Here is a 22,750-nt window from a genome sequence, read left to right as displayed (position 1 = left end):
CGTCAAACGCTGCCACGGTTCCAACGGGCCGAGCATCACTATGATCGTTGAAGGAAAGGCAATGAGCTGTCTGCGTACGCAATCATTTGGAAAACTGACCGGCCTGTTGTGCGCCGTGTTTGCACTGTCGGCGCAAGCCTTGACCGTGGACATCGAGGCAACCTTCAAGCCCGATTCGTCCAATCCGCAGAGCAACAAATTCATCAATCAGACGCCGTCCGAAGGTTTCTGCCGGCAGGTGCCGCAGGCCTGCGAGCCCTTTGGGCTGTTCAGCCTGGGCGCGCCCATTTTGTTCACGGCCAATGCGCCGATCCTGGCTAATCACACGGACCCGCGTCAGGGCGGCATGGCCCGGGTGCCCTCGGAGTGGCGAGACGTGCCGGTGACGCATGAGTCGGGCGATACCAAGGTGCTTTCCATACGGATTGGCGGTATTGGCCATGAGGCGTCGATCCCCCGCTCGATCACCGAGTTGACCGGTGGGGGAACATGGGACAACTTGTGGGAAGGGGGGCGCTGGATATATGCCCCTCCACCTTGTCAGGGGGTTGGTTGGGCGACGGCTGGCCCCGTGGGATACAACAGTTTCTGGAGAGTCCCGGAGAATGCGGGCGTGTGCAGCAAGAAGGCGCTTTTCGACATTCCGATGTCCTTCCGCTACCTGTACTTCGTTTTCGCTTATGAGCTGCGTACACCGGACCCGCTGAACATGAAGGCGGGTAAATACACAGGCACCATCCCGTATTCGGTCGGTCCTCGCCAGGATTTCGACATGGGCGACGTGATGATTCCGGATGACAACCAGTTGCTCCTCAATTTCTCGCTGGATGTTCAACATACGCTCAAGGTGGACATTCCTCCCGGTGGTACGCGCATTGAGCTGGTGCCGCAAGGTGGCTGGCAGGCCTGGTTGACTCAAGGGCGTAAACCGACGCGGTTGTTCCGTGATCAGACGTTCAACATTTCGGCCTCGAGCCGTTTCAAGATGAACCTTGAGTGCCAGTACATCAGTGGCAATACCTGCGGCGTGCGGGAGCCGGCGACGGGGCATTCAGTGCCGCTCAACATCGGTGTCACCTTGCCCACTGGTTTGACCGACGCTGCGAACCAGCCGGTCAATCGCCGCCCGCTGTTGCTCGATGGCAGTGGCACGCACTGGTTCCAGCCTGGCTTTTACGTGGATCAAAAGCCCGGGACGCTGCATTTCGAAGTCGCCCGGGACCAGGTCGAGGAGATGCTCAAACCGGGCGTTGCCCGAAGTTACTCGGGCACGGTCACGGTCATCTGGGATTCGGAGGTGGGTTGATGCCAGTCGCTCAAGGCCTGTGCGGCGAGACTGGCATCGGCACGAAACTACATCGACGGATCGGCCTTTTGCAGCGCTTCACGGGTCAAGCGTCTGCTTAACGCCTTTTCGTCATAGCCGATGTCGTTGAGCAACCGCTCATGCACGGCATCGGTCATCTCGGTGCCGGTAAACACCACGCTGTGGTCCACGGGAAGTTGATCGGCGAGATCCTGCAACTGTCGCCGCAATGGCGCGCGGCGCATTTCAGCCCATCGGGCAGAGTGTGCCCAGGCGCGTTGGGCATCGCGCAACTGATCCAGCAGCTCGGGTTTACCCCGGTAGATTCGGGCATTACGACTGTAGGCGTCGGGGTAGGTCTGACGCAGGTACTTTTCCCAGTAGGGCTGCTCGATCATTTCATTGACCAGCCCATCACCGGCTTCCATTGAGATCACGGTATCGAACGCCGTGTCGAGGGTTCTTGCACTCACTCCGGCCACGGGCTCATAAAGCATCGTATTGGATTGCCATGGCAGGCCCAGGCGATGGGCCAGGCCGGTTTCGTAGGCCAGGTACACCTCCACTTCATCGGGATTGCCCGTGCGGCTGCGGACATCGGCGCTGGCGATTTCATCCACCCGCGCCAGGCGCGCGGCCCCTTTTGCCAGGGCCACCAACCTGCCTTCGAGAATCTCATTCGATGTCGAGAGGGCATAGGCTTCGGCGGTGAGGACTTTGATCCCCATGTTGTTGAACAACTGGGCGCCAGCATCGGCGCAGGTGGTGGGGGCGGAAGACATCTCAAACAGCTCGGTGCGCAACTCGGCGTCCAGGTCCATGGCCTCGATCATGCGCCAGACGCGTGCGCTGAGATTTTCGCGCAGTGCTCCACCCGCGCGGTAGTCGGCCGATTGCTTGAGTTTTTCAATCAATGCGAAGAAGTCTTTGGAGCCTGGCTCGCCCATCATGTCGTGCCAGGCCTCTTCCCTGAATGTCCCCAATCCTGCGACGACTTGGCTCCACCAACGGGAATCATCCGGCATCGGCCAGGCATCGATCGCATACGCGGCGGCACGCCGATAGAGGTGCTCGGGGCTCAGGCCCACCGACATTCGGTAATCCTCATAAGCCATGCGGTTTGCGTCGGAAAGCCGTTCTGCGAACAAACGCGTGCGGGCTACGATGCGTGCATCTTCGGAGCCCGGAACCACGGTCGGCAGTTCAGTGAGCGGGTTTTCCATCAGGTCGAGGAAAAAACCTCGGGGGCGGCGTTTCTTGAACAAACCCTCAGGCCAGCGCGTCGCCCCGGTGTTGCTCAAGCTGAGGATCATCAGTTTGGGCATGCGCTCGACATTGGGCAGCAGGCCCAGTTCCGGGTTTTCATCGAGCCGCAGTGTTTCCATGCGAGTCAGGTTTCTGAGGCTCTCGACGGCGTCAGGTGTCAGGGTGATGTAGTTGTCCGTCAGGCGCAGGGTGCGCAGAAAATGCATCTTGTCGATGCCGTCCGGCAAGTGGGCCAGCCGACAGCTTCTGGCGCTGAGCTGCTCAAGCGCAGGGAAGTCTTCCAGCAGACTGCCTGCTCTGGGGTTGAAGGTTGCACGGTCCAGCGTCAGCGTGGTGACCTGATCCAGCAGGTGCTGGATATCCGGTAACTTGTCCCACCACAGATCGAGGTTGATGACCGTGAATTCCGCCGACAGATCCAACGCGTATCCACCTTCGAGGCTGGCGCTGCGCTCACCGAGGACCATCGACCTTCGTTCAAAACACTGCAACAGTCGGTCGCTGATAAAGCTCCCGCCGTTGTACTTGAAGCTCAACCATTCGCGGTCAACCTCACCGTCACCCATGTCGTCATAAGGCGAAGGTTTCCAGCTTTCCAGGGTCTGTCGCAGTTTTTCGAGTTCATCCTCCAGCGCTTTCATGACCTGGAGCGGCTCCTCTTTGGCATTCAAGGATCGAGCGAAGGTTTCCACCTCGCGTTCATTCAGGTTGGAGTACAGGTTGCGTACCCGGTCTTGCAGCGTCGCGGCGGGTTTGGAAAACAGCGGGCCACGCAGCAGGGTGATCGTTTCCGGGGGCAGGACGGGCACGTTCGGTGGTTCGGCGAGCAGCACTCGACGCACGCTGGGCATTTCGGTCTTGGCCATGATCCATTGCTTGAAGAAAAGACCTTGTCCGGGCCGATAACCCAGTGCCTGACGCTTGTTTACGGGCATGGCGTGGAGTACCGATTCAACAAAATCGTCGGCTTCATGCAGTTTATTGTTGGCGCCGTCGCGCACTTCGTATTGGTCGGATTCCTCGCGGATCAGCAGCCGCACGGTCGTCGCGTCTTCGGCCCCGACACTGCATCGCAGTGGTCCGTCGAAGCTGCCTTCGTGCACTTCAATGCGCAGCCCGGCGAAAGTGTCGCTGTGCAGCCGCAGGGTATTGAGCACCAGCCTTTCGGTATCCGGCCCCCACTGTGCGTCATCATAAAAGCCCTCATAGGCGTGGCTGATCCGTGCTTCGAAAGCGGCCTCGCGGGCCAGGGTTTTCAAGCGCAGCGGCACGCGCTGTTCTTTTGACAGGCGCTCCAGCTCAGCGCCACGGGCCTCGCCCAGCAGTGTTTCGGCCGTGCGGGCCGGCAGCTCCGGTACCGTTTGACGAAGAACGCGGATACGAGGGTTGTCCGAGGTTTGCCCGGCCTGATAAAGCTGATTGAATATGTCTGCCCTGAGCTCGCCGGCTTCATCACCCAATCGATTGCGCAGAGCTTGCACTCGATCACCCTTGGCAACCTGTGGCCCGAGCAACGCTTCAAGCTCGGCGTCGTTCAAAAAGTCGATCACGCTTTGCGGTAATTGGCCGCTCATGACATGGGAGAGGCTGGTCGCGAGGGTCTGTTCATCGCTGGCCTGGGCATTGCCATACTGGCGAAAACGCCCGGTCAGGTCGGTGTTTTCGTAAACCTTCAGCGCCTTTTCTGCGGGCCAGCCGTCCAGATAGGCCAGCAGTGACTCGAACCAGTAAGAGGTCGGTTCGAGGGGGTGGCCGGCACGGATTTGCCCGATCGCTGTGTCGATTTGCCGGTCAATCTTCAATCGTTGCAGGCTATCGGCAAGCAGCGGCGGTGGAGGGGCGTTGTCGATGTACATCCGGCGTAGCGCATCGTCGTCGGTGCCGCTGGCGATACGTGCCCGCTCAAGCTCTGTATCGCTGAAACCGTCCACGTAATGGCCAAGGCGGCGCATCAATGTCGGGCCTTCCCACTCCTGCGGGGTTTCGCCTTCATGAGTCCAGGCACCGAGGCCATTGGTCTTCAATTCGGGTAAATAGGCATCGGCGCGGCGAGGATGCTTGATGCGGTAGCGACCCTGCTTTTCCTGGTGTTGCACGGCGTAATGTTTGCCCTCCAATGGCAACACGCTTTGTCCCTTGTGCGAATGCAGGCCTCGCTCATCAGGTCGCGAACCGTCCGGCAATGCGAGATAGGGCTGTTCGTAGGGTTTGAGATCGGGATGCCACAGCCGGGACTGACCGTTGGGCAACCTTACCGGTTTCATGCCTTCGATCAATGGCGACAGCCTCAGGCGCGCGAACTTGCCAAGCTCCGCACCTGCCGCAATAGCCCCCAGTTGAATGACATTCGTCACCACCGCGACGATGTGCTCGGCGGCTTGGGTCCATAATCCTTCGGCCAAGTCCAGGATGGATTCGACGACATCACTGGTGATCTGGTAGGCGGTGTAGACCATCATCAACTCACCCAGGAAGGGCACGAACGGCGTGATGACAATCAGCGCGACGTTGAAGATGTCCGAGACGATCCTCTTGAAGTTATCCCACCAGGCCCAGCGGGCATTGCTGTCGGTATCGGCGGTGGATACGGCGATGTGCCTGGCGTCGTTGAGAATCTTGTTGAGTTTTTGCTGGTAGAGATGCGTCCACAGATCACCGGTGATCAGCTCGGTGCGAAAATGCAGGCGGGGGTGAGACACCGGCTCTTCGCGCCATGGCGGACGCTGATCCAGTGGCTCTTTTTTATGCCAACGCACCTCGGTCAGGTTCTGCTGGAGTTCGGCGAAAAACAGCCCGCGTTGTTGATGAGGGACGAATTGACTGAAGTGCTGGCGGTAGGTCATGCCGCTGGATTTGATCAGTTTGTTTTCCCGCAGTTGGCGCGTCAGTTCTTGGAGGAAGTCGGGGAGCGAGGGGTACGACTTCAGCGGATGTTCGGGGTCTTGCGGGACATAGGCAATCACCTGCTCGGTCTGCCATGTGCGATCCAGATCCGGGGCGATCAGGACGATGCCGGCCAACGCCGTGTCCAGCATCGACAGTTCATGAAATCGAAGGTGCTTGCCTTTGAGTTTGAGGTTGCGTTCGCCCTCAAGCATCGCCAGCACGACGTCACGGGTGTAAGGCCCGATGTCGCCTTTTATTACTGCCAGCTGTGCCGCGGCTTTGAATGCGGCCTTCTGGCTGTTGACGACTTTTTTTCTCAAAACCGTTTTGGCAACGGCATCTTCGGACAACAACACGCTTTCCAGGTATCGGGTGTATCGGGCGCCGATATCCAGTTCACGACATAGCGTCTGGAATTGAGCGATGGACATCTTGCGTTTGATCGGTTTGATGTCGAACAGTCCACGTTCATCGGGTTGGCTGATGAAGTCTGAGTCGGCTTCGCAGGTTTCGGAACGTGCGAAGTTGTGCAGCGCGGCATCCAGAAGTGAAACGGTTCGCGTGACAACGCCCCCTGAAAAATCGATGGCATACCACGGGCGCTCCTTGGGTAGATAAAGGTGCAGGCAGGTTGTTCTGACGTCGTCCTCAACACCGTATTGATCTTTCAGTGCGGTGCGCAACAAGGGCTCGGCAAACTCATAGACGTCTTTTAACTGAGCGAGCAACTGGTCAACACTATTGTGCTCGGTCCACAGTTTAAGGTTCGCCTCTTGTAACAGGGTGTGATCGAAGTTAGTTGCGTCGGTTATCCAGCGTGCGGGGCCTATACGTGTTGCACTCAGTTCCCGCGCTCTTCTAAGCGATGCACTTTTAAAAACAGGATGGATACGGTTCTCGATGAACGCGTAATGACGCCCTGGTGCGTCGGGTGATTGATCTGGAGTAATACGTCCTTGTAAATCAGCCATTGTTCTAATAAACCTTGAACATTGATAGGAACTCCCAGCCTATCTTTTCGTGCTCAAAGTTAAAGTTTGAATTACTGCTGCCAAGTCAGTGTTTGTCCCCTCAAGGCATTGGAATTATCAATGCCGAAAATATTTAATTACCGCACGCGCACGGTGTCAGTTCTGTTAACGCCGCGCGACTTCAGTCGGCAAGCAACCTGTTTTGCTGCCGGGTTGCAGGTACGGCATGAGAATCGGCGCCATGCCCTTGAGCACTTGCACCGGCAATGCCGAGGTGAACTTGAAAGCCTCTGCCGTGCGCCCGGGCACGAACGCGGTCAAGGTGCCAAAGTGTGAATCACCGATAAAGAATACAAACGTCGCCGTCCGGTTGATGGATTTGGAGCTTAGAATCCGTCCGCCCGAACCGATCGCTTCAATGCGGTTGTCCCCAGTGCCCGTTTTGCCGCCCATGGCCAACGGTTTGCCATCTGGCGTTACAAAACTGCCGGACACCCGTTTCGCCGTGCCGGCATCCACCACTTGCGACAAGGCTTCGCGCATGGCCGTGGCGACTTCGGATGGCATGACTCGTTTGCCGACGTCCGGGTCGTTGATCAATTTGGTTTCATACGGTGTGTTGGCCGCGAAGTGCAAGCTGTCGATACGCAGCGTCGGCATGCGCACACCGTCGTTGAGGATGGTGCCGATCAGTTCCGCCAATGCAGCCGGACGGTCGCCGGAACTGCCGATGGCGGTGGCCAGTGACGGTACCAGGTGATCGAACGGATAGCCGACTTTCTGCCAGCGCTGGTGAATGTCGAGGAACGCCTCGATCTCCAGCATGGTGCGGATGCGGCTGTCACGGGCGCCCTTGTGGCGGCTCTTGAACAGCCAGCTATAAACTTCCTGACGCTCGTACTGGCTGGCTTTGACGATCTGGCTGAACTTGGCGTCGGGGTTATTCAGCAGGTAGCCGATCAACCACAGATCCAGCGGGTGGACCTTGGCGATGAAGCCTTGGTCCGGCAAATCGTAGCTTCCGGGACCGTAGCTCAGGTAGAGGCGTTCGAGGCGTTCATCGGTCAGTTTTTCATTGAGCTTGGCGCCTTTGAGGTGCGAGCGTACGAAGGTGTTGAAGCTTTCCTGGTCGGCCTGGGGGAATAGATAACGATGCACGGCAGCCATGCGAATCGGGGTCGGGCGCATGCCGTCGAGAAAGGTTTCGAGCCGCGCCTGGGTGTCCTTGTTGCGGTATTTCTTCCAGAACTTCAGCAGAAACGAGGTACCTTCTTTGTCGGCGAATGAGGCCAGGTATTCCTGGCGCCGAGGGTCGCGATCGTCCTTGAGCAATTCGGCGCTGCTGTTTGGGCCGGAATAGGTGGTGTAGCGCACCAGGTCACGCATCAGCCGAATGAACGGCAGGTTGATCGACTCACGAATGGCATCGCGCAGGGTCGGCAGGCGGCCGTTGTCCTCCTTGCGGAAGTTAACGAACGTGTGCAGCCCGCCACCGGTGAAAAAAGCTTCGCCGGGGCTGGCGGAGTATTTGCGATCCAGCGCGGCGCCGAGCATTGTCGGCAGGTTGTGGTCGGTGTTCTGAATCAGGTAATCGACGGCCCAGCGGGTCAGGCGATCCTGGTCGGGGACGTCGACTTTCTTCAGTTCAGGGATGGTCATCGTCCCGTATTTATCGTGCAGCTCGGCGATGATCTGCAGGTAGGTGGTGAGCACGCGCATTTTTGCGGTGGAGCCCAGTTCGAGCTTGCTGCCTTCATTGATGTCGAATGGCTGGTCAGTACTGTCGGTCTGCACCCGTACTCGCGAGCCGTCCGGGGTCAGTTCAAACAGAGTGAAGCTGTAGCGCACCTGTGTGGTGCTGGTGGGGGTGAGCAGGCGTTCGCCCATCAGGCCGATTTCCGCTGCATAGGTTGGGTCGGCCAGATGTTTGAGGTACGCGGTGGCCTGGGTTTGCAGCTCGCCTTGCAGCGTACTGGTGGCCGACATGTCGAGGCGGTCGAGGTCATACAGCGGACGGTTGAGCAACCCGCCCAGACGGCTGCGCGCCACACTGATGCCCTTGTTGGTTTCGATTGGCTGAATGGTGGGCTGGGTGGCCCAGTCGCGGTAAGTCACTTTACTGGCCAATGCCGCCGCCGCGAGTGGCGCATCGATCACGCCATTCTGAGCCAGCAGGCGAATGTGGCTGTCGGTGAGGCTGGCCAATTCATCACGGCCCTTGGTCAAGTAATGGGAAGGGCGACGCTGAGCGATCATCAGTGACAGCATTTCACGCAGGGCCAAGCCTTTTTCTGACAGGCTTTTCGGATCGGTGTTGGTGCTGGCCAACCGTTCGTTGGCCTGGTTGAAATCGGCGCCGTACCAGACGCGCAAACCTTCGGCCATGCCATGCACTTCACCGTGGCCCGGTACTGCCGACAGCGGAACACTGTTGAGGTAATCGCGAATCACATTTTGCCGGGCCTGGAGGGTTTCCGGGCCCGCCTGATAAGCCCGCACACTGGCGGAAATCATTTGCCGGATCTTTTCCGCGCCCGACATCGTCAAGCCATCAGGCGAGTGTCGATATTTCTCCAGCTGCGTTGCCAGCGTACTGCCCCCCGCCGACTGACCGGGCAGACGCAACAACTTGGCCACCTGGGACCACGCCGCCATACCGAATCGTGGCCAGTCCACGGCAGGGTTGGCTAAAGGCTGGTGGGGATCGAGCAAAAAGCGGTTTTCGATGAACAGCAAACTGCTGACCACCAGCGGAGGGATCGTCGCAAAGCTTGAATAGAGTTGTTGGGGATATTTGAACTGGTACAGCGGTGCCGCGCGGCAATCGGTGATCGACAGCCCGGCCTGGATTTTCTCTGCATAGGGCACGAAAAAGCCCTTGTCGCTGTACTTCATCAGCGCCGGGGAAAAGCGGGTTTGTGCCGACACCACGTAATTGCGCTTGAGCAGGCGCGGTAGAAATTCATCCAGGGCGCTGTAACCCAAACGCTGATCGAACGGGCCTGCGCCAGGATAGCGAATCGCATCGCTGGGGCCGGGCTGCAGCTCGTACTTCAGCGAGGCGGCATATTTGCTGATTTCCCGGGCCTGAAACTTGGAGGTGCGCATTTCCTTGGCCGCAGCGAGGCCCAGGACAATCAGGATAATCAGCAGCAACAACCAGAACGCCCCCCAGCCGTGTCGGGAACGACGGGGTTTCTCAGGTAAAGGCGCTTCATCCACTCTTTCAGTCGGAACCACAGTTTTACTCGAATCGGTTTGCCACAAAGCGCCCATAGTCGACTGATCCATTCACGCAGATTGATCGGACTTGTTTGAAGCTTAGACGTTGGTTGGCGTTGGTGAAAAAATTGTGAATAACCAAATATCGGGTATGCACCGTTCCTTGTGGCTTGTGGCGAGGGAGCTTGCTCCCGCTGGGCTGCGAAGCGGCCCCAACCAATACCATCGCGGTTTGTCTGATAAATACCATTCGCCGGTTCTGCGACTGCTTCGCAGCCGAGCGGGAGCAAGCTCCCTCGCCACAAAGGTTGTGTCGCAGTTCAAATCCAGCAGGCATCCCAGAGTGGGTAATCGCCAATTTTCTTGACCAACCCTGCCCGTAACGGATTGGCAACAATGTAACGAGCAAAAGGCAGAAGCTCTTCGCCATCGCGGATTGCTCTGTCGTGGTAGCCGGTCTGCCAGAAAGCCCCTTCATTGTTTGACGCGCGGTTGATGGTGAGTGTGCTGCGAGATTTGGTGGTTTGCATGAGTTGCGCCAGGGAGTGTTGTTCGAGTTGTACCAACCAATGGAAGTGATCTGGCATGACGACCCAAGCTATTGAGTTGACCCACTTTTGGTCGTGGGCTCGCTTGAGTTCGGCGACCAACAGGCGCCCCAACCGCCAATCAGTGAATATTCGGCGGCGTTGATGCACAACCGCAGTGATGAGATAGGCCCGACCCTGTTCTGAACAGCGTCCATGGCGTAGCAAATGGGAATTGGGATGTGGATGCATTCCTTGCGTCCTTTTGTAGTGATCCTCATTTGACCTTAGCTCCCTCTTTACATAGCTGAAGCTGCAACTTCTGACTGAAATTTCCGAGATCCCTGAAGGATCCAGGCGCTTTTGTGGCGAGGGAGCTTGCTCCCGCTGGGCTGCGAAGCGGCCCCAATCCCTGCAATCGTGATCTGCCAGATAAAACCGGTGTGTTGAGTTTGCGACTGCTTCGCAGCCGAGCGGGAGCAAGCTCCCTCGCCACAGGTGTTGTGTTGTCTGTAACGGCCGAGCTAGACGCATCAACGCGGTAAATACTGCCTAGGTAGGGGCATGACGATGCACCATTGCTGTGCAATACTCCGCGCCGTTTCAGTGGCGAATAATCCTACATAAGTCAGGTAATGCCCCTCCGAAAACCCCGCTTTTGCCGAGAGTTATGGCTGAATGTTGTGGTTTATAGAGTGAAAACCCCTGCTGGAAGCTTTTTATACTGCATGCCCGCTGATCTTGCAGGTTTTGGTCCTGCAAGACGTGTCTGCCCATGAAGCAGGCCCGGTTTCGCAGAAGCGCTGGCTTATCGGTCGGTGCTTCGACACTCGGTGGTCACATCCAATAACAAGACGAGGTTGTACCTATGCCAGTCGGCAATCACCTGCCTCACGGCGAGACCGCTCAGGGCGGCCCGCTTAAACGCGAACTCGGCGAACGGCATATTCGCTTGATGGCGCTCGGTGCCTGTATCGGCGTCGGCCTGTTCCTGGGTTCGGCCAAGGCCATCGAAATGGCCGGCCCGGCCATCATGCTCTCCTACATCATTGGCGGCTTGGCGATCCTGGTGATCATGCGCGCCCTCGGCGAGATGGCCGTGCACAACCCGGTCGCCGGCTCGTTCAGCCGTTATGCCCAAGACTACCTCGGCCCATTGGCAGGCTTTCTGACCGGCTGGAACTACTGGTTCCTGTGGCTGGTGACCTGCGTCGCGGAAATCACCGCGGTGGCGGTGTACATGGGCGTCTGGTTCCCCGACGTGCCGCGCTGGATCTGGGCACTGGCGGCGTTGATCAGCATGGGCTCGATCAACTTGATCGCGGTGAAAGCCTTCGGTGAGTTCGAATTCTGGTTCGCCCTGATCAAGATCGTCACCATCATTGCGATGGTGGTCGGCGGCATTGGCGTGATCGCTTTTGGCTTCGGTAACGACGGCGTCGCCCTGGGGATTTCCAATCTCTGGGCCCATGGCGGCTTCATGCCCAACGGCGTGCAAGGCGTGTTGATGTCCCTGCAAATGGTGATGTTCGCCTACCTCGGCGTCGAGATGATCGGCCTGACCGCCGGTGAAGCCAAGAACCCGCAGAAGACCATTCCGAATGCGATCGGCTCGGTGTTCTGGCGGATTCTGCTGTTCTACGTCGGCGCCTTGTTCGTGATCCTGTCGATCTACCCGTGGAACGAAATAGGCACCCAGGGCAGCCCGTTTGTGATGACCTTCGAGCGTCTGGGCATCAAGACCGCCGCCGGCATCATCAACTTCGTGGTGATCACCGCTGCGCTGTCGTCCTGCAACGGCGGTATCTTCAGCACTGGGCGCATGCTTTACAGCCTGGCGCAGAACGGCCAGGCCCCGGCCGGTTTCGCCAAGACCTCGAACAACGGCGTGCCGCGTCGTGCCTTGCTGCTGTCGATAGGTGCCTTGCTGCTGGGCGTGTTGCTCAACTATCTGGTGCCAGAGAAAGTCTTCGTCTGGGTCACCGCGATTGCCACCTTCGGCGCGATCTGGACCTGGGCGATGATCCTGCTGGCCCAGCTCAAGTTCCGCAAAGGCCTGAGCGCCAGCGAACGTGCTGGCCTGAAATACCGCATGTGGCTGTACCCGGTCAGTTCTTATCTGGCACTGGCATTTTTGGTGCTGGTGGTCGGCCTGATGGCGTACTTCCCGGACACTCGCGTGGCACTGTATGTCGGGCCTGCTTTCCTGGTGCTGCTGACAGTGTTGTTCTACGTGTTCAAGCTGCAACCGACCAATGTGTCGCAAGGTGCGGTGCGTTCGACTTCGTAAGTCGTAACGCCAGAAATGCAAAAGCCCCGGTCGAGATGACTGGGGCTTTTTATTGATTGGTGTCTAGTTCTGAAGAAGGTTTACACCTGTTTCAGGACTAGACATGGCGCCGATCTCCTGTGGCGAGCGAGCTTGCTCGCGCTGGGGCGCGTAGCGGCCCTAAAGGGTCACCGTTCATACCGATCGCATGTGCCGGATTACGACTGCTGCGCAGCCGAGCGGGAGCAAGCTCCCTCGCCACAAAAGCCCATAGCCACAAAGGCTCCCCAGCACAAAGGTTTGCTTGTCTCAATTAGACGACGGCGACTTGGGCCGGTCGATTCAGCCGCTTGTTGAAATCCAGCCAGGCCCCCAGCAATGCCATCAACCCGACTCCCAGCAGTGCACTGAATATCTGGATTGCCAGTGTGTTCCCGCCCAAGGCGTTGAGCATGTCAGCCAATGGCGCCAGCAACACACCAAGGCAGAACACTTCCAACGAATAACGGCCCATGCGACAGCTTTGTTGCGCCAGCCAGTGTTGCGTCCAGCCCGTGTCCGGCAACAACCTGGCGGTGACGTAGGCGAGGGCGAGGAAATGCAGCAGGCGTGCCGGCGAGAGGTTGGTCTTGCTGATCGGATAAAGCCATTCGCCGAGTCGTTGGGGCATGAAGGCGTCATGTATGGTCGGCCATTTCCACGACACTGCGATCAGCCCGGTCACCATCAGATAGGTCAACGCGGCGATAAAAACCGGCTGCCGAGTCAGCGGCCGAGGCTGCTGCACCCGAGGCCTTTGCCCGTGAATCGCCGTCGCGCCACCGAGAATAAACAGCAGCTGCCAGGCCATCGGATTGAAAAACCATACGCCACCGTCGGTGCCCGCCAGGTTCCACTGGAGCCATGGCGCCAGCAGGTACAAAACCACCGACAACCCCACCACGTATTCAGCCTTGCGCAGCAGCATCGGTAGCACCAGCGGCAGGCCAAGCAGCAACAAAATATACAGCGGCAGCGGGTCCATCAGGTTCGGCTTGAAGCGCAGCAACAACTCATCCATCAACGCCTGCTGTGGATTGCTGAGGAAATACTGCAAGCCCATTTCCTGCACCAGATCACGGGTTTCCACATGGCTGTTGGCGAAAAACACAATGCCCATCAGCATCGCCAGCAAAAAGATATGCACCACATAAAGCACCCAGGCGCGTCGCAGGATTTTCACCGTGGCGACCATGAAGCCGTCACGCCGGGCGATTTTGCCGTAGGCCAGCACTGCCGCGTAGCCGGCCAGGAATACGAAAATCTCCGCTGCGTCGCTGAAACCGAAATTGCGCACCGTGAACTGCGCGAGCGGGTTTTGCGGCACGTGATCCCAGAAGATGAAGACCAGGGCCAGGCCGCGAAAAAAGTCGACTCGGTGATCGCGTTCAAACGTCATGACGGCGGGCTCTTGAACGGGGTTGTTGGGTAGGAGCGAGCAGTGAGGCGATCCTACAGCGGCGCGCAGGGTGGCGTGATTCGCGGGTAATTGCAAAAGGCTGGATATTACCGAATGTCTCAGCTGCCTATAGCGAACGAATTGAACCCATGTCCGTCGGTCTGCCGGGCAGTTCACGCACCAGAACGCCCCCTGATGGGCGTCTGCCGAACATCTACACTTCGTTTTCAGGAGTGTGAAATGTGAAAGTTTCGCTGATTGTCCCGGTATTCAATGAAGAGCAGGCGATCAGTCTGTTCCATCAGGCGGTGCGTCGTGAATTGAAACTTGACCCGTGTGAAGTCGAGATTGTGTTCATCAACGATGGCAGTACCGACCGGACGGCTGAGCAAGCCACGGCGCTGGCACAGGTCGATGAACAGGTATTGCTGATCAACTTCTCCCGTAACTTCGGCAAGGAGCCGGCGTTGTTTGCCGGGCTGGAATACGCCACCGGCGATGCGGTGATTCCCATGGACGTTGACCTGCAGGATCCGATCAGCGTCATCCCGCAGTTGATTGCCGAGTGGCAAAAGGGCGCCGATGTGGTGCTCGCCAAACGCCGGAATCGTGACAGTGACAGTTATTTGAAACGCCACAGCGCATCGCTTTTCTATCATTTGCTGAACAGGATTTCTTACACCCGGATCGAAGAAAACGTCGGGGATTTCCGGCTCATGGACCGCAAGGTGGTCAATGTGATTCGTGCGCTTCCCGAGCATCAGTTGTTCATGAAGGGCGTTCTGTCCTGGGCCGGGTTCACCACGGCGGTGGTCGAATATGAACGGGCCCGGCGAGTGGCAGGACGCAGCAAGTTCAATGGCTGGAAGCTGTGGAACCTGGCGCTGGAAGGCATTACCTCGTTCAGCACGGTGCCGTTGCGGTTGTGGACTTACATCGGTGGCGGCATTTCGATCTTCGCAGTGCTGTATGCGGTGTACATGGTGCTGGACAAGATTTTCTTCGGCAACAACGTCCCCGGTTACCCCTCGCTGATGACGGCCATTCTGTTTCTCGGCGGCGTCCAATTGATTGGTATCGGCATCCTTGGTGAGTATGTCGGCCGCATCTACATCGAAGCCAAGCACCGGCCGCGTTATGTGGTCAAAGACGTCATCGGCGGTACAGACCGGCTCGGGCTTTAGCATGGGCAGACTGAGCGACTTTTTCAGCAGAGAACTCGGGCGTCGTCGGGTCTGGCGGTTTTTCCTGATCGCGACCCTGATTTATGTCATTCCGCTGATCCTCGCGGACTATCCCTACATCGATGACAACTGGCGATCGCTGTCGGCCGGAACTGCCTGGGCGGGGCAGGGGAGGTTATTCACCGAGCTGTTCTACAACCTGCTGACGTTCAGCGATGCTGCGCCGAACATCTTTCCGTTGCCGCTGTTGATCGCCACGCTCGCCATGGCCTCGGCGTTGACCAGCCTGACATTCCATTACTACCCGCAGCCGACGATATCCTGCTGCCTGGTGCTGTTACCGCTCTGGTACAACCCGTTCTTCCTGCAGAACCTGTCTTATCAATACGACGGGCCGGCCAATGCCTTGAGTCTGGTGGCAGTGATCTACGCGATCACTTTTCGTCATTCCTCGCGCATTCTGCAATGGCTGGTGCCGGCCTTCCTGATTGCGCTGGCGCTGGGGTTCTATCAGGTGAGCCTGAATGTGTTTCTGGGCCTGTGTTGCCTGGAACTGCTCAGGGGCGCGAATGACAAGTGGGCCTGGCGGCAATGGTACGAATTGATCGGCTGGAAAATCGCCCAGGCAGGGCTCGGCGGGTTGATCTACAGCGTCACGGCTTATCCGTACATGCATCACGATCGCGCCTTATTGCTGAACTGGGCGGCGGAGCCTTTGCTGCAACTTGAAATCAATATCGGCCGGGTGCTGGAAAAAGTCGCGCTGCTGTTTCACGGTGGATTCACTTGGGTGTTCGCCGCGCTGCTGTTGTGTGCCCTTGTGGGTGGCGCACAGTTAGCCCGCAACGTGATGGATCGCCACGACACCGGGCTGAGAAAAATCGTGATGGGCCTGGTGTGTGTGCTGACGGTGCCGGTCGTGACTTTATTGGTGTCGGGTGCTGCGCTGTTTTTCCGCGACTTCAATGAAGGCGCCAGAACCTTGATGGGGTTCGCGGTGTTGCTGGTGCTGTTGTTCTATTTGAGCCATCTGGTACTGACGTCGATTCATGAGCGGCTGCCGATGCTGTTGGCGCTGCCTCTGCTGGCCATGCTTTCGTTGTCTTACGCTTATGGCCGCGTGCTGACGGTGCAGAACACCTTTGCGTCCAGCGCGTTGTTTTCCCTGGGGCATGACATTGCGGCCCATCGGAAACTGCACGAGGCCAAGCGCATTTACCTGGCGGTGAGTTATTCCGATCACTGGCTGGTGGGGGCCGCGGGTTCGTTCAAGCAGATGCCGGTTTTGCGTTATCTGCTGAACATCAACTTCTTCATGCTGGCTGAAAACCTGCCGAAGGCGGGCATCGCCAACGTGGAGGTAGAGAGGGAACGGCGTAACGCGACCCTGATGGGTTACCAGGGTCATCCGCCGCTGGTGGAGAGCAAGTTCTACCGCATCTATCTGCTGGGCGATTACGGTTTCATCGTCATGAAAGAACCGACCCCGATCACCACGCTGCAGTGGTGAGCCCGGTGATTACCTCTTCGATCCCTCCCGAAAGTTTTTCATCCCGGATGGCCGACAGGGCAGGTCTGGTGGCGGTGATCGTCCTCGCGTTGTTCGCAAGGTTTCACTCCATCACCGTGCCGGTCATCTGGTACGACGAGGCCTACAGCCTGCTGCTGGCCGAGGGTTCGCCTGCGTATATTTGGGCTACGACAGCGCGCGATGTTCATCCGCCGCTTTACTACGTCTTGCTGCATTTCTGGATGCTGCTGTTCGGCAATGGCGTGTTAGCTGCGCGATCCCTGAGTGCACTGGCCGATGTCGGCACGCTGTTGCTGTGCATTAAATTGATGAGCCTGGTGACAACGCGAAGGGCGATCTGGATCGCTGCATTGTTGTTGGCATTGCTACCGATATCGGTGCGCTACAGCCAGGAAGTGCGAATGTATACCTTGCTCGGCTTCTGGCTTATGGGCGCGACCGTGGCGCTTGTTTGCTGGATCAAGGCACCGGATCAAAAGCGTTATCCGGTTTTTTACGTGCTGTTGATGACGGCTGCTTTCTATACGCATTACTTCGCCGCGCTGTGCGTTTTGGTGCATTGGCTTTGTGGGTGGCAAGTGCGAAATGGCGGTCGGTCCACGGCAATTCCGTTTCGTGCGTGGGTCGTGGCCAACAGTGCAATTGTTGTGTTGTACCTGCCCTGGCTACCTTATTTCATCGATCAATTTCTGCGAATGGACGGGCTCGAGTGGATACCGCCGCTCACCTGGCAAACAGCGATGACCTTCGTTTGGCAACTGGTGATGATGGAGGGAGCGGTCAGTTATTCATCCTTATGGCGTGTGTTGCCCTCGGGGTTTATCGTTGTTTGCGCCGCTGCGGTGCTGCTCAAGGCACGCCATGAGCGACCTTTTAGCGTCTTGCTGGTGAGCTATTTTTTCGTGCCGGTGCTGACCGTTTTTCTGGTGTCGCTGATCGTGCCGGTATTCAACGCCAGGTACCTGGTGTTTGCTGCCGCTGCGTTGCCTCTTATCGTTGCGCTCGCGCTGGACGCATGGAGCCAACGCCACGCCGCTCTTGCCGCTGTCGCCATGGCTTTGGTTCTGTTGGCAGAAATACATGGGCTTTTGGCGGTCTACGCGCAAACGGATGAGATGAACGGGACAAGCATTCGCAAGGACGCAAGGCTGGACGCCGTGGTCGCAGGTCTTGGTCGCGAAGTCCGTCCGGGGGACGAAATCATCGTGGATAACCTGTATTGGTACTTGCCATTCACGTACTACAACTCGACAGGCGTTCAGCCAAAGTTATACGTCTTTAAACCACCGACAGGCACCCTTTGGGGAACCGCCGAATACGGTGGTTGGGCACTCATTCCCCGTCATTTGCGTTCGATTCTCTTCGACGATTTTTCAACCTTGAAACTGAATGCCAAGCGGATCTGGTGGGTAACGGGCTACGCCCGTCCTGAACATGACGCATTGTTTCCCAAACACTGGAAACAGGTGCAGATGCTAAAGGAAGGGGATAGTGAAGCCCGTTTATTCATCCGGGGGGAAGCACCTCCCCCCCTTGAGGTTGACCTCAGAACGCATCCATCAGCACAACAATACAATCCCTCGCCTGGTAACCGTTGATCTGCGGCACCAAACGCCGAAAATGCTCAGACTGGCAATGAGCATCCAGCGCGGCCTTATTCGGCCATTGTTCGACGAAGATAAAGTGCCCGGGGTCTTTCTGATCGATGAACAGGTCGTAAGCAATGCAATCAGGTTCCAGTCGAGTCTTCTCGACCAGTTCGGCGTACCACGGGCGAACGGTTTCAATGTATTCGGGTTTGATGAAATCTTCAGCGATTACTTTAAGCAAGGTGTCCTTCCTTGGTGTTAAGCCCGCCTCCCGATGAGGTTGGCGTTCAAACAATGGTTATGCGGCAGGCATTCTGCGCCTGGAGAAAAATCGAAAACAACTCGCATTGAGATTAATCCCCTGCTCGGCTGGTCAGACAGCCATTTTCGATTGCCGTACCGGCAACTCGACCCGAAACGTGCTGCCCACCCCGACTTCGCTACGCACCGAAATATCGCCCTGGTGTTTTTTCACGATGCCATAGGACAGGGACAACCCGAGCCCCGTCCCCTGGCCTACCGGTTTGGTGGTGTAGAACGGGTCGAATATTTTTTGCAGGTTGTCCGGCTCGATGCCTATTCCCGTGTCCGCGACCTCGATCGACACCGTTTCACCTTCAAGCCCGGTACGTAACGTGATGGTGCCCCGTTCCGGCCCCATCGCCTGAGATGCGTTGACGATCAGGTTCATGATCACCTGATTGATTTGCGACGGCAGGCATTCAATGTCGGGCAGCTTTTGAAATTCCTTCACCACATCGGCCTTGTACTTGAGTTCATTGGCGACGATGTTCAGGGTCGACTCGATGCCTTGTTGCAGATTGGTCCACTGCCATTCCTGATTGGAGTCGACGCGGGAGAAGTCCTTCAGGTCTTTGACGATCTGCCCGACGCGGCCAATGCCTTCCTTGGACTCCTTGATCAGCAGCGGAATATCTTCGCGCAGAAAGTCCAGTTCCACCCGTTCACGTAATTGACCGAGACGGTCGATGACCTCGCTTGAGCCAATGGATTTTTCCGCCTCCCGATAGGCATCGAGCATGTCCTGCAGTTGCTTGAAGTAGCCATCGAGGGCGCCGAGGTTGGAGGAAATGAAGCCGATGGGGTTATTGATTTCATGGGCAACGCCCGCCGCCAGTTGCCCCAGCGAAGCGAGCTTTTCCGATTGCACCAGTTGGCTTTCCAGTTGTTTGCGCTCGTCGATTTCTCGCTGCAAGGCCTCGCTGGCCTGCTTGAACTGGGTCGTGCGTTGATCCACCAGATGCTCCAGATGGCTCATCTGAATGGACGCACGTTCGGTCATTTCCCATTTGGTGAGCAGGGTGTTGGCCATCTGCTGGACTTCAATGTTGTCGAACGGTTTTTTCAGAATCAGCAGGCGGTCGTGGGCGTGCAAGCGCTCCAGCAGTTCATCCCAGGAATAGTCGGAATAGGCGGTACACACCACCACTTGCAGCTGCGGGTCTTGCTGCCACAGGTGTTCGATAGTTTGCGCGCCGTCCCAGCCTTCAGGCATGCGCATGTCGACGAAGGCCAGCGCGTAGGGGCGGTTTTCCTGTAATGCCTGGATGAGTTTGCCCAGACCCTCCTGACCGCCATAGGCAGAGTCCAGTTCGAACAAGGCGCTGGCGGACTTCACTTCGCTGCCGAACAGCGCGGCCTCCATTTCGTCCAGCTCTGCATGCTGCGCCGATGTCGGGGTGAGGATTTTGCGAAAGTCTTCATGGATGGACGGCGTGTCGTCAATCAGCAGAATGCGTCGGTTCGAAAGTTCGCTCATGCTTCCTCCATGACCGGTTTCAACGGGATCTGCAAAGTGAACAGCGCACCTTTGCCTGGCCCATCGCTGTGGGCGGTGAGGTGGCCGTTCATCTCGATCGCGGCCAGGGCACAGCTGTGCAGGCCGAAGCCGTGACCTTCCTTGCGGGTGGTAAAACCGTGGGCAAAGATCCGCGTCATGTTCTCCGGCTCGATGCCTTCGCCGTCATCCTTGACGCTGATTTGCAGGATCGTGTCCTCGACGACTTTCACCCCAAGGATCATTTGCCGCGGGCGGTTGCTGAGGTCGGTCATGGCGTATTTGGCGTTGCTGATCAGGTTGATCAGGATCAGCAACAATCGGTGTTTGTCGCCCATGACTTGCGGTACGTCGCCGTACTCCTTGACCACCGTGACGTGATGCCGGGTCAGGGCGCCAGCGTTCATTCGCAAGGCGTCTTCCAGCAATTCGCTGATGTGCAGTGGTTCCACCAGGCTGTTGGCGCCTGCGTAGGACTGCTGGGTGGCGACGATGTCCTTTATGTGGTCGACGCTTTTGCTCAGTTGCGCGAGTTCGTCGGTCATGCCTTGTTGTTCCAGGGCAATGGCCTCCACCAGTTGATTCAGGTAGCCGGGCAGCATTTTTCCTTTCTCGTCCTGGGTGAGAAAGATGCCCAGATCGTCCTGATGCGCGTTGATCAGTTGCATCGCCTTGCCCAATCCCTGGGCCTTGCTGCTACGCAGCTTGCGGGTGACCACGTCGGCCGAGATGTTCACGCTGTTGAGCACGTTGCCAACGTTGTGCAGCACGTTAGTGGCGATTTCAGCCATGCCAGCCTGACGCGCGGTGTCGAGCAGTTCGCTCTGGGTATCCTTGAGTTCGCGGGTGCGCTCTTCGACGCGTTGTTCGAGGACGTCGTTGGCGGTTTGCAGTTCCTTGTTGACCCGGTTGATCTCCCCGAAGCTGCGCATCAGGCGGATTGCCAGGTACACCAGCACCAGTACCAGCAGCGTTGAAAAGACCAGCATGTAAAAGTGATAGCGTCGATCCACCGCGTCGGCGCGTTGCTGATCCTGATTCAGCAGATTGGTGATGTCGTCCAGCCGTGCGGCCACAGGAACGGCTTCGATGTTTTCCAGCAGCCGATTGACCACGGGTTGTTCGCGCAGGATCAGCGCGATGTGATTGCTCAGAACATCGATCGGGCTATGAAACTGCTCCGGTAATCGCTCCTTGTTCACCCCCAGTTTGTTCAGCCCGACCAGGATGTCGGCCGCTCTGTCGTCGGAAGTGACCTGGGCGAACTCCAGACTGCTGAGCAGCAAGTCGTAGGTGTCGGTGGCAATGTTCTGGAGTTGCAGTTTGTCTTCGTCGATCAACCGGGTAAGCGGCTCCTGGATGTCGTCTTCGGCGGTGGGCAAAAACGCCAGTGAGTTGCGCAGCACCGCGTTGTGGGATTTGAACTGCTCCACCAGCCGGGTTTTTTCCTGAACAGCGGTGCGGTATGCGTCATGGCCGGAATGCCAGATGGGGTCGTTGCGGCCGTGATTGGACTCCATGGTCTCGAATTGCTCCCACAACTGGGTCATCTCGTTCAGCGGTGCAACCAGCGGATCGTAATTGTGGCTGATGGCAATTCTGGCCTTGAGAATCTCGGTTTCCCACTGCGCATTGAGCTGTTTGATCTGGCCGATCAGGCCCCGGGACTCGGCGTACGTCGAGGTCTGATCGGAGCTTGATTTGAGGTACAGAAACAGCAGTGTCGAGGCCAGCAACAATGCCACGCCACTGAGCAATATCAGGTTGCGACGGTGGTACGTTTTCATAAAGGTTTACCTCCCCACTCACCGGTCAGGGTCTTGAGGAATTTGATGATCAAGGTCTTGTCCTTGTCAGAGGGCACGCGACCGAGCTGGAACTTGAACATCACGTCTACCGCTTCCTCGAGGGTTTTCGCCGAGCCATCGTGAAAGTACGGCGCGGTCACGGCGACGTTGCGCAGGCTCGGAACCTTGAACACGTTGCGGTCCTCTTCAGCCTTGGTGACCAGATAGCGGCCCAGATCGGCTTCGGTGGGGTTGCCCCGTACCTGGAAGTAATCGCCCATGACTCCGAATTTCTGGAACATGTTGCCGCCGATGTTTACCCCTTGATGGCAAGCGATGCAGCCGTAGTCCTTGAAGCGTTGGTAACCGTACTTCTCATCGATCGTCAGAATCTCGGTATTGCCCAGCAGGTATTGGTCGAAACGCGAGTTGGCGCTGATCAGCGTGCGCTCATAGGTGGCCAGGGCATTTTGCACATTGCTCATCGTCACGCCGTCCGGGTAGGCCTTGGCGAAAGCACTTTTGTAAGCCGGGTCGGCGGTCAGTGTCTGAACGACATGCTCCCAATGACTGCCCATTTCGCTGGGGCTCTGCACCACTTCGTGGGCCTGTGTTTCCAGGGTGTCGGCGCGGCCGTTCCAGAATTGTCGGAAATTCAGACTTGAGTTGAAGACGCTGGGAGTGTTGATCGTCAGGGGATCGCCTTTGAAGCCGATAGACAATGCTTTGTCGTCGGCGCCTCCGATTTCCAGGCGATGGCAACTGGCGCAGGACAGGCTGTTGTTGACCGACAGGCGTGGCTCGTTGAACAACCGGCGACCGAGTTCAACTTGCAAGGGATTCTGTTGGGGCACTGCGGGCAAGGGTTTGAGTGGCTCGTCCAGAGGTGCGCCGTTGGCTATCAGGCAACATCCGAGTAGAGGCGCAAGAAGCAGGTAGTAGAAGGAGCGCGACATCTTATTACTCCTTGGCGCAG

The 22,750-nt window shown here is 57.7% G+C and carries 13 protein-coding genes; 5 read left to right on the top strand and 8 right to left on the bottom strand.

Going from position 1 to position 22,750, the window contains the following annotated elements; genetic code table 11:
• The first annotated feature begins 61 nt into the window (after nucleotides 1-61).
• Complete coding sequence (locus AB3226_RS08765; RefSeq protein ID WP_367372792.1) at nucleotides 62-1,306, top strand: hypothetical protein; 1,245 nt, start codon at nucleotides 62-64, stop codon at nucleotides 1,304-1,306.
• Between the two features lie 47 nt (nucleotides 1,307-1,353).
• Here AB3226_RS08765 and AB3226_RS08760 read toward each other — a convergent pair whose 3' ends face one another.
• From AB3226_RS08760 to AB3226_RS08750, 3 genes are all read right to left on the bottom strand, one after another.
• Entirely contained in the window at nucleotides 1,354-6,186 is a 4,833-nt protein-coding gene (locus tag AB3226_RS08760) for an NEL-type E3 ubiquitin ligase domain-containing protein (protein ID WP_367372791.1), read from the bottom strand.
• A gap of 408 nt (nucleotides 6,187-6,594) precedes the next feature.
• Complete coding sequence (locus AB3226_RS08755; protein WP_367372790.1) at nucleotides 6,595-9,705, bottom strand: transglycosylase domain-containing protein; 3,111 nt, start codon at nucleotides 9,703-9,705, stop codon at nucleotides 6,595-6,597.
• Nucleotides 9,706-9,971: 266 nt separating this feature from the next.
• Nucleotides 9,972-10,430 carry an REP-associated tyrosine transposase gene (locus tag AB3226_RS08750; protein WP_367372789.1) on the bottom strand — a complete coding sequence of 153 codons (459 nt, stop codon included), beginning with the start codon at nucleotides 10,428-10,430 and terminating at the stop codon, nucleotides 9,972-9,974.
• Nucleotides 10,431-11,046: 616 nt separating this feature from the next.
• On the opposite strand from AB3226_RS08750, the gene AB3226_RS08745 reads away from it, so the two are divergent.
• Nucleotides 11,047-12,468 (top strand): amino acid permease, encoded by a 1,422-nt coding sequence (locus AB3226_RS08745; RefSeq protein WP_367372788.1) that lies wholly within the window; start codon nucleotides 11,047-11,049, stop codon nucleotides 12,466-12,468.
• Between the two features lie 292 nt (nucleotides 12,469-12,760).
• Here the strand turns inward: AB3226_RS08745 and AB3226_RS08740 are convergent, their stop codons facing one another.
• Nucleotides 12,761-13,885, bottom strand: a complete 1,125-nt coding sequence (locus AB3226_RS08740; RefSeq protein ID WP_367372787.1) for an OpgC family protein — start codon at nucleotides 13,883-13,885, stop codon at nucleotides 12,761-12,763.
• A 242-nt stretch (nucleotides 13,886-14,127) separates the two neighbouring features.
• On the opposite strand from AB3226_RS08740, the gene AB3226_RS08735 reads away from it, so the two are divergent.
• Genes AB3226_RS08735 through AB3226_RS08725 form a run of 3 tightly spaced genes read left to right on the top strand, consistent with a single transcriptional unit; the run spans nucleotide 14,128 to nucleotide 18,198 of the window.
• Nucleotides 14,128-15,069: a glycosyltransferase family 2 protein gene (locus tag AB3226_RS08735; protein WP_367372786.1), complete on the top strand. Its 942-nt coding sequence runs from the start codon at nucleotides 14,128-14,130 to the stop codon at nucleotides 15,067-15,069.
• Nucleotide 15,070: 1 nt separating this feature from the next.
• On the top strand, nucleotides 15,071-16,579 hold the full coding sequence (locus tag AB3226_RS08730; protein WP_367372785.1) for a glucosyltransferase domain-containing protein: 1,509 nt from the start codon (nucleotides 15,071-15,073) through the stop codon (nucleotides 16,577-16,579).
• A 47-nt stretch (nucleotides 16,580-16,626) separates the two neighbouring features.
• Nucleotides 16,627-18,198 (top strand): glycosyltransferase family 39 protein, encoded by a 1,572-nt coding sequence (locus AB3226_RS08725; RefSeq protein ID WP_367375772.1) that lies wholly within the window; start codon nucleotides 16,627-16,629, stop codon nucleotides 18,196-18,198.
• Here the strand turns inward: AB3226_RS08725 and AB3226_RS08720 are convergent.
• The 4 genes from AB3226_RS08720 to AB3226_RS08705 all read right to left on the bottom strand — a co-directional run bounded on the left by AB3226_RS08720 (nucleotide 18,146) and on the right by AB3226_RS08705 (nucleotide 22,730).
• Nucleotides 18,146-18,430, bottom strand: coding sequence for a putative quinol monooxygenase (locus AB3226_RS08720; protein WP_367372784.1), 285 nt, complete (start codon nucleotides 18,428-18,430; stop codon nucleotides 18,146-18,148). The two genes, AB3226_RS08725 and AB3226_RS08720, sit on opposite strands and share 53 nt — an antisense overlap.
• Nucleotides 18,431-18,562: 132 nt before the next feature.
• Entirely contained in the window at nucleotides 18,563-19,969 is a 1,407-nt protein-coding gene (locus AB3226_RS08715; RefSeq protein ID WP_367372783.1) for an ATP-binding protein, read from the bottom strand.
• The gene (locus AB3226_RS08710; RefSeq protein WP_367372782.1) at nucleotides 19,966-21,774 is read right to left on the bottom strand and encodes a DAHL domain-containing protein; all 1,809 of its coding nucleotides are present in this window, start codon (nucleotides 21,772-21,774) and stop codon (nucleotides 19,966-19,968) included. Before AB3226_RS08710 ends, AB3226_RS08715 begins: the two co-directional genes overlap by 4 nt.
• A complete protein-coding gene (locus AB3226_RS08705; protein WP_367372781.1) occupies nucleotides 21,771-22,730 on the bottom strand; it encodes a cytochrome-c peroxidase in 960 nt (319 codons plus the stop codon). The genes AB3226_RS08710 and AB3226_RS08705 overlap by 4 nt, the downstream gene beginning before the upstream one ends.
• Nucleotides 22,731-22,750: the final 20 nt, after the last annotated feature.

It is taken from the genome of Pseudomonas lini, from assembly GCF_964063345.1.
Classification (GTDB): domain Bacteria; phylum Pseudomonadota; class Gammaproteobacteria; order Pseudomonadales; family Pseudomonadaceae; genus Aquipseudomonas; species Aquipseudomonas lini_B.
This window is presented reverse-complemented; position numbering and strand designations above follow the sequence as displayed.